Source organism: Acidobacteriota bacterium (assembly GCA_028875725.1).
Taxonomy (GTDB): domain Bacteria; phylum Acidobacteriota; class Thermoanaerobaculia; order Multivoradales; family Multivoraceae; genus Multivorans.
Genome location: JAPPCR010000006.1, coordinates 1,605,665 through 1,618,672 on the forward strand (window position 1 = coordinate 1,605,665; position 13,008 = coordinate 1,618,672).

12 protein-coding genes are annotated in these 13,008 nt (G+C 67.1%); 9 read left to right on the forward strand and 3 right to left on the reverse strand.

Annotation, left to right across the window (positions count from 1 at the left end; all coding sequences use genetic code 11):
- The first annotated feature begins 59 nt into the window (after positions 1–59).
- The 4 genes from miaB (at position 60) to lptF (ending at position 5,485) form a co-directional block, all read left to right on the forward strand.
- On the forward strand, positions 60–1,406 hold the full coding sequence (gene miaB / locus OXI49_08630; protein ID MDE2690564.1) for a tRNA (N6-isopentenyl adenosine(37)-C2)-methylthiotransferase MiaB: 1,347 nt from the start codon (positions 60–62) through the stop codon (positions 1,404–1,406).
- A 5-nt stretch (positions 1,407–1,411) separates the two neighbouring features.
- Positions 1,412–1,990 (forward strand): bifunctional nuclease family protein, encoded by a 579-nt coding sequence (locus OXI49_08635; GenBank protein ID MDE2690565.1) that lies wholly within the window; start codon positions 1,412–1,414, stop codon positions 1,988–1,990.
- 103 nt (positions 1,991–2,093) lie between these two features.
- On the forward strand, positions 2,094–2,912 hold the full coding sequence (locus tag OXI49_08640) for a ParB/RepB/Spo0J family partition protein (GenBank protein MDE2690566.1): 819 nt from the start codon (positions 2,094–2,096) through the stop codon (positions 2,910–2,912).
- Positions 2,913–3,043: 131 nt separating this feature from the next.
- Positions 3,044–5,485, forward strand: a complete 2,442-nt coding sequence (gene lptF / locus OXI49_08645; GenBank protein ID MDE2690567.1) for an LPS export ABC transporter permease LptF — start codon at positions 3,044–3,046, stop codon at positions 5,483–5,485.
- A gap of 15 nt (positions 5,486–5,500) precedes the next feature.
- Here lptF and metK read toward each other — a convergent pair whose 3' ends face one another.
- Complete coding sequence (metK, locus tag OXI49_08650; protein MDE2690568.1) at positions 5,501–6,682, reverse strand: methionine adenosyltransferase; 1,182 nt, start codon at positions 6,680–6,682, stop codon at positions 5,501–5,503.
- Between the two features lie 89 nt (positions 6,683–6,771).
- Here metK and OXI49_08655 point away from each other — a divergent pair, with 89 nt between their 5' ends.
- Positions 6,772–7,596, forward strand: coding sequence for an RNA methyltransferase (locus tag OXI49_08655; GenBank protein ID MDE2690569.1), 825 nt, complete (start codon positions 6,772–6,774; stop codon positions 7,594–7,596).
- A gap of 93 nt (positions 7,597–7,689) precedes the next feature.
- Here the strand turns inward: OXI49_08655 and OXI49_08660 are convergent, their stop codons facing one another.
- Both OXI49_08660 and OXI49_08665 read right to left on the reverse strand, forming a co-directional pair.
- A complete protein-coding gene (locus tag OXI49_08660; protein ID MDE2690570.1) occupies positions 7,690–8,610 on the reverse strand; it encodes an electron transfer flavoprotein subunit alpha/FixB family protein in 921 nt (306 codons plus the stop codon).
- A gap of 8 nt (positions 8,611–8,618) precedes the next feature.
- Positions 8,619–9,431: an electron transfer flavoprotein subunit beta gene (locus OXI49_08665; GenBank protein ID MDE2690571.1), complete on the reverse strand. Its 813-nt coding sequence runs from the start codon at positions 9,429–9,431 to the stop codon at positions 8,619–8,621.
- 147 nt (positions 9,432–9,578) lie between these two features.
- Between OXI49_08665 and OXI49_08670 the strand changes: the two genes are divergently transcribed.
- Genes OXI49_08670 through OXI49_08685 form a run of 4 tightly spaced genes read left to right on the forward strand, consistent with a single transcriptional unit; the run spans position 9,579 to position 12,927 of the window.
- Positions 9,579–10,301, forward strand: coding sequence for a MotA/TolQ/ExbB proton channel family protein (locus OXI49_08670; GenBank protein ID MDE2690572.1), 723 nt, complete (start codon positions 9,579–9,581; stop codon positions 10,299–10,301).
- A gap of 22 nt (positions 10,302–10,323) precedes the next feature.
- Positions 10,324–10,743, forward strand: coding sequence for a biopolymer transporter ExbD (locus OXI49_08675; GenBank protein MDE2690573.1), 420 nt, complete (start codon positions 10,324–10,326; stop codon positions 10,741–10,743).
- 13 nt (positions 10,744–10,756) lie between these two features.
- Entirely contained in the window at positions 10,757–11,527 is a 771-nt protein-coding gene (locus tag OXI49_08680; protein ID MDE2690574.1) for an energy transducer TonB, read from the forward strand.
- A gap of 17 nt (positions 11,528–11,544) precedes the next feature.
- Complete coding sequence (locus OXI49_08685; GenBank protein ID MDE2690575.1) at positions 11,545–12,927, forward strand: hypothetical protein; 1,383 nt, start codon at positions 11,545–11,547, stop codon at positions 12,925–12,927.
- The last annotated feature ends 81 nt before the right edge of the window (positions 12,928–13,008 follow it).

Here is a 13,008-nt window from a genome sequence, read left to right on the forward strand (position 1 = left end):
GGTCCTGTGGGACCCGCGGCCCGCCGGCTTCCGGCCGCGGGAGTAGTAATCTCCGCGCCGTGGAACGCTTCTATATTGAGACGTGGGGCTGCCAGATGAATGAACTGGACAGCCAGCGCATGGCCGGGCAGTTGATGCAGCAGGGCATGCTGCCGACGCGCGCACTCGAAGAGGCCGACCTGATCCTCCTGAACTCCTGCTCGGTTCGCGAGAAGGCGGCCCAGAAGGCCTACTCCCGGCTGGGGGAGTACCGGCTGCTCAAACGGCTCCGTGCGAACCTCAGGATCGGATTCTGCGGCTGCGTGGCTCAGCAGGAGGGCGAAGAAGCGTTGCGCCGGATTCCCGATCTCGACTTCGTCGTCGGTACCGGCCGCGTAGGGGAACTCGGGTCGGTTCTCGGACGCAGCCGCAACGGAGAGCGCGTCCTGGCGGTTGGCTTCCCGGAGGACCGTCCGTACGACTTCGAGGCGATCAGCCGGGACACCGCTCACAAGGGCATGGTGACGATCATCGAGGGCTGCAACAAGCGCTGCACCTTCTGCGTCGTCCCGAACACAAGGGGAGCGGAGCGCTGCCGGCCGATGGCGGACATCCTGCGCGAGATCGAGCATCTTCTGGACTACGGCTTCGTGGAGATCGAACTCCTGGGCCAGACCGTGAACCACTGGCGCGAACCTGCGCCGCCACTCGGCAGCGGCCGGGACCGGGACTTCGCCGACCTGCTGAACGCAGCCGCCGTCCTGCCTGGCCTGAAGCGCCTGCGCTTTGTGACCTCCTATCCGCGCGACTTCACGGACCGGATGATCCGCGCCGTAGCCCGCCACGAGAACATCTCGCCCTACCTTCACCTGCCGGTGCAGTCGGGATCGAATCGCGTGCTGCGCCGGATGGGCAGGGGATACACGGTTGAGGAGTACCTCGCGCTGGTAGACCGCCTGCGAGCGGCACGCGGGGGCCTCGCACTGTCCACCGACCTGATCGTCGGTTTTCCGGGCGAGTCCGAAGAGGACTTCCAGCGCACCCTGGAGCTGGTCGAAACGGTACGTTTCGCGACGGTGTTCGCGTTCAAGTACAGCCCCAGGCCGAACACGGCGGCTATCCGGCTACCGGCGCCGGACCAGGTGCCCCGCGAGGTCGCCGACCAACGGTTGCAGCGTGTCTTCAAGGCACAGTCCCCGATCCAGCGCGCGCTGAACGAGGAACTCGTGGGCGCGGAGTTCGACCTCCTCGTTACCGGTTGGAGTCGGCGTGCCGGACACCAGTCCGGGCGAACGGACTGTCACCGGATCGTCCACTTTTCGGTCGCCGACCGGCCCGTGGAAACGGGCTCGCTGGTACGGGTCCGGACGCTTCAAGCCTACGACCACTCCCTGATGGGCGAACTTCTCGCCAGTGGCGTAGGATGACCGGGATGACGGCGGACGAGGTCAAGGCTCAGTCGACCCGCGGGGAATCCGAGGACCGGAAGATCCCGGCCGAGGTTCACGGCCTGATGATGGAGCCGAACTCCAACCAGCCGATCGTGATCCTGCGCCTGCACGAGCATGACCCGGAAGAGAGCTCCGTCGTTCCGATCTGGATCGGGATCTTTGAGGCGGGCGCCATCCAGCTCGCGATCGAGGGCCGCGATCCCGGCCGGCCGATGACTCACGACCTGCTGAAGAACGCTCTCGACCTGGTGGGTGCCGAGGTCATCGAGGTGGTCGTGAGAGCGATCGAGGGAAACACGTTTCTGGCGGTGGTCGAGCTCGTCGAACGAACCGGCGAGCATCGCCTTCTCGATGCAAGGCCCAGCGACGCCATTGCCCTCGCCCTGCGCGCCGGTGCGCCACTCTTCGTCCGGCAATCCGTGGCCGATCTCGCGCGCGTCAAGCAGTCCGACCAGAGCGATGGCGCCGGCCAGACCCCCACGGCGGGAGCGGACGAGAAGAAGATGAAGAAGTGGCTGGAGGAACTCGACCCGAAGGCGTTGGGAAAGTACGAGATGTAGCCGGCCGATGCCGACGAAGGAAGGCGAGACCAGACCTGACACCGCACACACTGTCGGGGAAGTTCGCCGTCCCGACGGCCGCCCGGTCGGCCGGATGGTGCCTGTGGCCCGAATTGAGCCCGACCCGGATCAGCCTCGGCGCGAACTCGGAAGCCTGGACGGCCTGACCGCCTCGATTCGCGCCAGAGGCGTGCTAGAACCGATCCTGGCGCGGCCGATCGACCAGGTCGGCCCGGACGGGGGGACCTACCGCCGGTACCGGATCATCTCCGGTGAACGCCGCTTCCGCGCGGCGCGGCAGGCCGGACTCAGCGAGATTCCGTTGATCGAGATGGAGGTCTCTCCCCGAGACGCCCTCGAAATCGCCCTGGTCGAGAACCTCCAGCGAGCCGATCTGACGCCGTTCGAGGAAGCCGAGGGCCTGAGAGCCCTGGTCGAACGCCATGGCTACACGCACGATCGGGTCGCTTCCGCGGTCGGCCGGTCCCGGGTCAGTGTCACGGAATCCCTCGGGCTCCTGCGCATGCCCGGAGCCGCGCGCGAAACCGCCGCCGAGCTCGGCGTGGCGTCGAGCAAGTCCATTCTGCTCGAGGTGATGAAGCTGGGCTCGGAGGCTTCGATGATCCGGATGCTGGAACGGATCGCGGAGCACGGCCTGACGCGCGCGGAGATTCGCGCCGAGATCCGGAAACGGCGATCCCTCGCGGATGAGCACGAAGCAGAGGCGGCCGCGGCCGAAACGGGCGCCACCAGGCAGGAAGCCGGGATGAAGGCTCACGTGTTCCGGTTTCGGTCGGGCGATGGCCGGTTCAGCGTGTCTCTCAGCTTTAGGCAGGAGGTCGTGGAAGAGAACGACCTCATCTTGGCTCTCGAGGAGCTTTTGGCCGAGCTTCGCCGGGGCCGGGACGAGCCGGGAGCCTAGGGGCTCCACGCGAGAAGGTCTCGGCGGGGATCGTTTGCCGCTTGCCGCGCGTTCGTGCGTAGCGGGAGTCTGATAATGTCCATTATGTAAACTCCAACACGGCCGCCGGCCGCCCGGGCCGATGAGTCAGAATGGCGGCTGAGACCGCGATGTACCGACTCCTCGACCGCTACATCCTCCGTGAGACGACGGGGCCGCTCGTTCTCGGGCTCCTGGTGTTCACCTTCCTGGCCCTCATGCAGGAGCTCTTCCAGTACGCGGAGATGATCATCGGCCGGAACGTGGAGGCTGCGGTCGCGCTGCAGCTTCTGGCCTACAGCCTGCCGCACATCGTCGTCCTGTCGATCCCAATGGCCTTCCTGTTCGCGATCCTCATCGCGACGGGCCGCCTGGCAGCGGACAGCGAGCTGGTGGCGATGAGGGCCTCGGGTATCAGCCTCTGGGCCATCTACCGGCCGGTCCTGTTCATGAGCCTGGCCCTTGCGGGCCTGACCGGCTACCTGAGCACGGTCACGCTACCCGCGGGCAACAAGGCGATCAGCGAACTCCGCCTGTCGATTCTGACCCGAAACGTCAGTCAGCAGGTCAAGCCGAAGGTCTTCTACGACCAGCTTCAGGATCGTGTCCTCTACGTCTTCGAGACCCCCGAGAACGGCCAAGGCTGGCGAGGTGTCTTTCTCGCCGACGCCGTGCCGGGCCCGGAACAGCAGGTGATCGTGGGCGAGACCGGCCGGATCAACCTGAACCAGGCCACCGGCCAGGCGGTCCTGCGGTTCGGCGTCGCCGACGTCCACGAGGTGGACACCAACAACCCGGGCGCCTACCAGCTCCAGCGACTCAGGGACGCCAACATCGCACTCGAGGACAGCCTCTTCCGGCACGAAGAGCGGCTGGTACTGGCGAAGGACGTCCGTTCCATGACTCTCCCCGAGCTCATCGAACGCACCGTGGAGCCCGGAAGGACCGCGTCGGAGCGGAACAGGGCGCTGGTCGAGATCCACAAGAAGTTCGCTATCCCGGCGGCCTGTCTGGTGTTCGGGCTCTACGGAATCCCGCTCGGTTTCCGGAACCGGCGGGGCGGCCGCTCTTCCGGTTTCCTCGTGTCGGTCGGCATTTTCCTCTTCTATTACGTCCTGCTGGGGAACGGAGAGGAGGCGGCAGCGAGCGGTCAGCTTCCCCCCTGGCTGGCCATGTGGGCGCCGAACATCGTTCTGAGCGTCCTCGGCACGTTCCTGCTGTGGCGCCGCAACCGGGACAAGAGCCTCATGATCAGCGCTCTCGACCGATTTGCGCGGGATCACCTGTGGCGGCGCTTCGCTCGCCTCGGGCGCCGGCGGGAGCTCCTGGGACGCAGGCGGCGCGCCCGGGAGCACCGGCTCGCGCGCGTACGGCCGCAGTCGCTGGCCTCCTCCCCCACTCCGGCTCGCGTGAAGGTCCGCGTGGAACCACCGGCCTTCCGCTTCCCCGGAGTCTTGGACCGTTACATCTTCGGCGTGTTCGTCCGGGTGCTGGCCGTGACGATCATGGCCGCGCTCGCCGTCTTCATCGTCTCGGACTTCACCCAGCTCGTCGACGAGATGCTCCGGAACAATGTCCGTTCCATTGTCTTCGTCGAGTACTACCAGTACCTGTCCCTCCAGGTCTTCTACGACAACGCGCCCGTTCTCGTCCTGGTCACGACGCTCGTCACCTTCGGCTTGCTGTCCCAGCGCAACGAAGTCGTAGCCGCCAAGGCGCTTGGGTTCAGCCTCTTTCGACTGGCCGTGCCGGCCCTGTTCGCAGCGGTCGGCGTCGCCCTCCTGAGCGCCGCCCTGGAGAACTCTGTGCTACCGGCCTCGAACGCGAAGGTCGTTGAAATGAGGGATCGGATACAGGGCGGTACCGGCCCGGTCAAGAGCTATCACCGGGCCGATCGTCAGTGGCGCTTCGCCCAGGAAGAGAACGGTGGCGGCTACATCTACAACTACCGGCACTACGACGCGGACCGCGCCACGTTGCAGCGCCTCCAGGTGTTCCGTTTCGACGCTCAACACAGGCTCACCCGGCGTCTCTACGCTGCCGCGGCCCGATACATCCCTGGCGACGACCAGGGCCGCTGGGAACTGGTGAATGCCTGGATTCGGGAGTTCGACGGACTGAGAATCACCAACAGCCAGCGATTCGCCGGTCCCCAGCCGGTGGATCTTCCGGAGGAACCGGACTTCTTCAACACGGAGGTGAAGTACGCGGAGCAGATGAACCGGCTCGAACTCCGCCGCCATATCGACGAACTCGTGGCCGCGGGAACGGACGTACCGGAGCTGGAGATGCAGCTCCACAACAAGACCGCGATGCCTGTCGTCAGCCTGGTGATGGCCCTGGTCGCGCTGCCTTTTGCCTTCCGCCTGGGCCGCCAGGGCGCCCTGTACGGCATTGGCATTTCCATCGTCGTGGGAATCGTGTACTACACCGTGATCAGCGTCTTCACGACACTGGGCCAGTCCGAGGCCCTGCCGCCGCTGATCGCTGCCTGGAGCCCCAACGCCCTGTTCGCGACGCTGGCGCTCTACCTCTTCCTGGGCGTGCGGACCTAAGCGTCGGCCGCCGGCTCAGGCGACCGCGCGACGAAGCGTGGGGGCCCGGTCGACCCGCTCCCAGGGGAACTCGGACCGCCCGAAATGGCCATAGGCCGCGGTCTGGAGGTAGCGCGGCTGACGCAGATGCAGCTCGTCGATGATCGCGAGTGGCTCGAGAGCGAACTCACTCACGACGATCTCCTCGAGCAGCCGGTCGGAGAGCCCCTCGCGGGCGGTGCCGAAGGAGTCCACGTAGACCGAAACCGGCCTGGCGACACCGATGGCGTACGCCAGTTGCACCTCCAGCCGATCGGCCATCCCGGCCGCCACGAGATTCTTCGCCACGTAGCGGGCCATGTAGCTGGCGGAGCGGTCCACCTTGGTCGGATCCTTGCCGGAGAACGCGCCGCCGCCGTGGTGACCGACGCCACCGTAGGTATCGACGATGATCTTCCGGCCCGTCAGCCCGCAGTCCCCCTGCGGACCGCCGGTCACGAAGTTGCCGGTCGGATTGACGTGGAGCTTTGTTTTTCGGGCGCCGTCCTCGCGATACAGATCGCCCGGTAGCGAGGCCCGCACCACATGTTCACGCACGACCCGTTCGATCTCATCGTGCTCGACACCGGCCGCGTGCTGAGTGGAAACGACGACTGTGTGGACCCGGTGGGCTTTCCCATCCTCCCCGTACTCGACGGTGACCTGGGACTTTCCGTCCGGACGCAGCCAGTCGAAGTCCCCCGAACGGCGCAGTTCGGCGAGCCGCCGCGTCAGGCGATGCGCCAGCTCGATCGGCAGCGGCATGAAGTCGGCCGTCTCACGGCAGGCGTAGCCGAACATCATTCCCTGGTCACCGGCGCCGCCCTTGTCGACACCGAGGGCGATGTCCGCGGATTGCTCGTCGAGCCGAACCTGCACTTCGCAGTCGTCGGCGCCGAAGCCGGCCCCCCTGTCGCCATAGCCGATGTCGCGGATCGTCTTTCGCGCCACGGCCTCGTAGTCGATCTCGTCGTCGCCGGAACGAAGCGTGATTTCGCCAGCGAGCACCACGAGGTCGGTGCTGACCAGCGTCTCGCACGCCACTCGGGCCCTCGGATCCCGGCTCAGTGCGGCATCGAGGACGGCGTCCGAGATCTGGTCCGCGACCTTGTCGGGATGTCCCTCGGTAACCGACTCGGAAGTGAACAACCGGCGCATTCCGGTCGCGGGCCTCGACATGGGCCGCGACACTAGCAAGTTCCAGGACAGAATCCACGCCCGGGGGCTTCCCACGCGAGCCGGCATCGGTCCATAACATCGCCAGCGTCATGATCCGCAGCCGGAGCAACCCACAGGTCAGGACGATTCGTCGACTGCGCAGCAGCTACGGCCGCAGGAACGCGGATCTCCTCCTTCTCGAGGGCCCGCACCTCGCAACAGCCGCCGCCGAAGCCGGCCTCACCGTGCGGCACCTACTGGTCACCCCCGACTTCCAGGTACGGCACGCCGAACTCGTAGACCGTGTCGAGCACGAGTCCGGTACCCGTGCCGCCCCGATCGACCCAGAGCGTCTCCGCGAACAGGCGGACGCGGACGCTCCCCAGGGAATCGCCGCCATCGCCGAACCGCCTCGCACCTGGAAGACGGCCGAGAGCACAGCCCCCCCGCTTGATCCCGGCCTTCATCTCTACGCCGACGGCATCCAGGATCCGGGCAACCTCGGCGCCATGGCCCGATCAGCCGAAGCCGCCGGCGCCGCGTCCCTGCTTCTCTCCCCGGGCACCGCCCGGGCCAGTCACCCTCGAGCACTCCGAGCCTCCGCCGGCAGTCTGCTACGTATTCGGCTATGGACCGACGTCGGCGTGGACCAACTCCCTCCCGATGCCCGCTGTCTGGCCCTGACGCCCGACTCCGCGGATCCGGAGTCGCCGCCCTCCGTCCCCCTGTTCTCCAGCGACGGCGAACCCCTGCCCCTCTCCCCCACCGACGCGCTCATTCTGGCCGTCGGCAGCGAGAGCAGAGGCCTTTCGGCCCCACTCCTGGATCGTGCCGACCTCCTCCTCTCCATTCCCACTGTCGCTGCCGTCCAGTCCCTGAACGCCACCGTCGCAGCCTCGCTCGCCTTGTTCGAACTTCGCCGCCTGCTCGACTAGCAGAGCGACCTCTTCCCACTTTCTCCGATCAGCCAACCCGTCCGGAGCTTCCGATGGCGCGCCGTCCGACGCCGTCATGTCAGCCGGGGGCCGCTACGCCGACTGACGTCGCGCCTTCAACAGGCGCGTCAACGCCGGCGCGACGTCGTGGAGGTCGGCGACGATGCCGTAGTCGGCGACGCTGAAGATCGGCGCCTCGGGGTCCTTGTTGATGGCGACGATGATGCGAGAGCCGCTCATGCCCATCAAGTGCTGGATCGAGCCGGATACGCCGAGGGCGACGTAGAGGTTGGGAGTGACGATGTGGCCGCTCGAGCCGACCTGGTGCTCGCGAGGCAACCAGCCGTTGTCGACCACGGGCCGGCTTGCTCCGAGTTCGGCGTCGAGCGCCGCGGCCAGGTCGGCCGCGACGGAGACCTCGTCGGGTCCGCCGACCCCGCGACCGGCCGTCACGATCCGCTCCGCGCTGGCCAGATCGACGCCGCCGCCGCTCGCCGCTTCGCGACCGAGGATCTCCCGCTCCTGGTGTTCTTCGATGTCGGCCGGCCGACCGACCTCGAAGACGCCGTGCGGCGACGGTGCGGGACCGGCGCCGCCGAACGCGCCGACCTGCACCGTGGCGACGACCGTTCGCTTCTTCGGTCGAACGTCGGCCCGGAGCCTGGCCTGGAAGATGGACCGACGGAAACGGAGGCCGCCGTCATCGTCGAGCGACGCCCCGCTGACCGAGGCGACGTAGGCGGCACCGAGCCGTACCGCAAGTCGTGGCGCGTACTCGGCCGACTGGTAGGTGTGCGGCAGGAGAACGACGATCGGCCGCTCCGGATCCTCACCGTCCCCCTGCGAGATCAGGGCGTGAAGCGCTTCGGCGTAGAGTCCCGGCGCATAGGGCCCGAGACGCTCCTCCTCCAGAAGGGCGACCCCGCAGTTCCCGCCGAGCGCTCGTCCGCAAGCGCGGACTTCCTGCGTCCCCGGTCCGCCGCGAGTGTCTTCGACCAGCCATACGGCGGGCACTGGCGCGTTCAGAGCACCGCCTCCCGCTCGAGATGCGCGATCAGCTCCCCCGCGGCCGCTTCGGCCGAAGCGCCGTCGATCACCACGCCGCCGGCGCCGGCCGGCGGTAGGCTGACGGCCTCGATTTCAATCCCGGCGCCCGCCGCACCCACCAGCCCGGGATCGACGCCCAGAACCGAGCAATCCTCGCGGCGTAGCGGCTTCTTGCGGGCCTGGAGCGTTCCCCGCAGGGAAGCGAAACGCGGTCTGTTGATGCCGGCCTGAATCGCCAGTACGGCCGGCAGCTTCAACCCCAGGACCTCGTTCATGCCGCCTTCCAGCTCGCGCACGATACGCAGCGACCTGCTGCGGGAGTCCAGTTCGACTGCCATGATCAGCCAGGCGTAGGGACAGCTCAGGACTTCGGCGATCACCGCCGGAGTCGCCGCCTGCCCGAGATCGTCCGACTGGGCTCCGGTCAGCACGAGGTCGCACCGCTCTCCCGCCAGCGCCGCCGCCAGGGCGTGTCCGTCGGCGATCGCGTCGCCTCCCTGCAGCGCCTCGTCCGCAACGTGAACGGCGCGGTCGGCACCCAGCGCCAGGGCCTTTCTCAGAGCTTCCTCGACCCGTGCCGGACCGAGGCTGAACACGACAAGCTCGGGGCGCTCCTCCCCGCGCGACACCTCCGCTTCGGCAAGCAGAAGCGCCTCCTCCAGCGCACACAAGTCACAACTGGAGATCACCCAGTTCAGATCGCTGTCGTCGATCCACCGTCCGGAGTCCGCGATCCGCAGTTGCGAATCCGTATCCGGTACCTGTTTGACGCAGACTCCGATCCTCAACCTCTCCTCCCGCGCCTCTCTCCAAAGACACTCCGCCTGTGGCGCGCGAGCATAGCGTCGCACCCGCGAGTGCCGAAGCCGGCTCCCGGCCGGGCCCGGTACGCCAAGCTATAGACGTCTGTCTATCTCTCTGGTACTTTCCTGACGGTGCTTTCGTACGCCATTCCCGTTGCCACCCTGATGGCCCCCGGCGATTCTGCGGTCATTCACTTCTTTCTGCGCTCGGGTCCGGTGGCGTGGATCGTGCTCAGCATCCTGGCGCTCATGTCGCTTTCCTCCTGGTACGTGCTGTTCCAGCGACTGCTGCTGTTCCGGCGCACCGGCCGGCAGAATCGGAGTTTCCTGGCCCTCTTCCGCAAGGCCGCCCGCTTCAGCGACATCGGCAAGGCCGCGTCGGACCACAAAGCCTCCTCCCTGGTCGGGCTGTTTCAGGCCGGCTACCTGGAGATCGACACACAGATCAAGGCGTTGCGCGAGCCTCACGGAGACGACGAGGGTCTGCGCCTGCAATCGCTGATGGGCCTCGAACGGACTCTCCGCCGGGCTGCCAACGTCGAACTCCGGGTCCTCGCACGGAACACGTCCTGGCTGGCGACGACCGCCGCGGCGGCCCCCTTCATCGGCCTGTTCGGCACGGTATGGGGAATCATGATCGCCTTCAACGACATTGGAACCTCCGGCACGGCCACGATCACCGCGGTCGCTCCCGGCATCGCCGAAGCGCTGGTGAACACGGCCGCCGGCCTGGTTGCTGCCATCCCCGCCCTGGTCGGTTACAACTACCTGGCGACCAGGCTCCGGCAGTTGCGCGCCGAAATGGACGACTTCACCCTTGAGTTCCTGAATCTGGCCGAACGGAACTTCGGCTGAGCCGGCTCCCGGAGGGAACAGAATGGCGTTCTTCCAGGACACCGACAGCGACGATTCGGTCCTCGCCGACATCAACGTCACGCCCCTGGTGGACGTCATGCTCGTCCTGCTGATCATCTTCATGATCGCGACGCCGATGCTGCACCAGGGCGTCGAGGTGACGCTGCCGGAGATGGAGTCTCCCGCGTCGCTGGCCATCCGGGACGAGGATCCGATGATTCTCACCATCGCCCGGAACGATCTCGTCTACATCAAGGACGAACCGGTGGCCACGGCGCTGCTGGTCGACCGGCTGCTGCCGATGCTCGAGCTCCGCGACTACGAAGCGGTGTTCGTCAAGGGAGACGAGGACGTCCCCTACGGAAGGATCATCGACGTGCTCGACGTTCTTGAGCGTGCGGACATCCATCGCGTGTCCCTCGTCGTACAACCAGCGGATTGAGGCCCGAGGCCCTTTGCAGAACCAGGACGACCGCACGCTTCCGCTCGAACGCGCTCTCGCGGGCCGGGAGCGGCGCGGCCAGAGCCTGAGCCGGCCCTGTCTGGCGGCATCGCTGGCCCTGCACATCACTCTGATCGGCGGGCTCCTGTTCGGACCCGGGCTGTTCGCCGAGCGGACCCAACTCGAACGGCAGCCGCTCGAGATCGTCCGCCTGCCGACCATCCGGCCGGAGCCCATTCCACCACCGCCGCCGCAGGAAGAACCGGAACCGGCGTCCGTTCCCGAACCCGAGCCGGAACCGGCGCCCGAGGAGCCGCCACCCGACGTTCCGACCCTGGCCCCCGAAGCGCCCGAACCGGAACCGCAGCCTGAACCGCCGCCACCGGAGCCGGAGCCTGAACCAGAGCCCGAACCGCGCCCGCGGCTGGAGCGGCCGTTTCAGCCCGAACGCACCGTGGACGACTCGCTGGCGGGTACTGACGATGCCGAAGTACCGGCGATCGGCTACGACAGCGAGGACTTCACCTACGCCTACTACACATCCCGGCTGATGGCCGCGATCAAGGCCCGCTGGACAAGACCCCCGATCGAGGGGGTGGAGGCGGTCGTCTTCTTCCGGATCGCGACCGACGGCACCGTCAGCGACCTGGAGCTTCTCCTGTCGTCCGGGGTCACGCGATTCGACAATGCCGGTTTGAGGGCGATCGAACTCGCCTCGCCGGTGCCGCCGCTGCCGGTCAGCTTCCGGAAGCCCAGCCTGGGTGTCACGATGACGATCCGGTGACGACACAGGAGCCAACGATGAGAGTTCCAATCCTTCGCATGATGGTCCTGGCCACCGCGGCCTGCCTCCTCGCCGTGGCTCCCGTCCTGCCGCAAACCGCGCCGGAGGCCGCCGCGGCGGATCCCGCGCCCCTTCCGTCGGACCTCCAACTCGTCCTCGAGCCCGACGCGGCGGTGCGTCTGAATCTCGCGTTGCCCCGCGCCGGACGCCCTCCCGGCGCGAGACCGGAGTTCCTCGACGCGATGGGCGAACTCGAGCAGACCCTCCGCGAAGATCTGGCTTTCACCCAACTGTTCGATGTCCAGGGTCCGGAGGTGCTTTCCGCGGTCCGCTTGAGCGGCGACCGCGCCAGAGACCTCGAGCAGTACCGCGCATACGGCAACGAGGTCGCTCTCCTGACGGAGTTCAAGCTGAACGGAGACGAGTTGATCCTCGAGGGGCGGGTCTACGATCTGGCGAGCGGCCAGTTCATCCTTGGCAAGCGGTTCAGCGGGGGCATCGATCTGGCACGGCGCATCGCGCACGCCCTTTCCGACGAGATCGTCCTCTACTTCACCGGTCGCCGCGGCATCGCGATGACCTCGATCGCCTTTGTCTCGGACCGGGAAGGCCAGGCGAGCAAGGAGATCTTCCTGATGGACTACGACGGTCACGCCCAGCGCCGGATCACCGGCCACATTTCGACCAGTCTCTCGCCGGTCTGGGCCGTCGACGGCAGCGGACTCGCCTATCTCTCGTACTTCCAGGGACGTCCCGGCGTCTACTGGGCCGACCTGACGACCGGCCGCAAGACGCCGATCGTCTTCGAGGAGCAGCCGGCGTACTCGCCGAGCGTCTGCCCGGACGGCGAAACCGTCCTCTTTTCCCGCCCCGTCCGCCGCAGCGGAAAGAGCAGCACGGAGGTCTTCTCCATCGAGCGCGGGGGCGGCTCTCCTCGGCAGATCACACGCTCGAGCGGCGAGGACACGAACCCCGACTGTTCACCGAACGGCAGCCGTATCGCCTTCACGTCCAGCCGCTCCGGAACCCCGCAGATCTACGTGATGGGCATGGACGGCGACGATCTCCAGCGAGTGACCGTCAATGGCCGGTACAACGAAGGGGCCTCCTGGCATCCCGACGGCAGCAAGCTCGTGTACGCGCGACGTACCGAACGCGGCGACCGGTTCGACATCGCGGTTGTCGACCTGGTGACCGGTCAGGATCAACTGCTGACAGCCGCGCCCGGCAGCCACGAGTACCCCACGTTCTCCCCCAATGGCGAGTGGATCGTCTTCGAGTCCCGCCAGCGCGGACGCGGTCGCCAGATCTACATCATGAGCGGCGACGGCCGCTACCTGCGCCAGGTGACCACGCGCGGCAACAACTACTCGCCCTCGTGGTCCGGCTACTTCGACTGAAGCTGAAGGGGCACCGGAGAATCCGCTGTTGCCGCCCGAGCACCGCTCTGGTAGTGTCCGTGCAACCGAAATGTTTCAGGT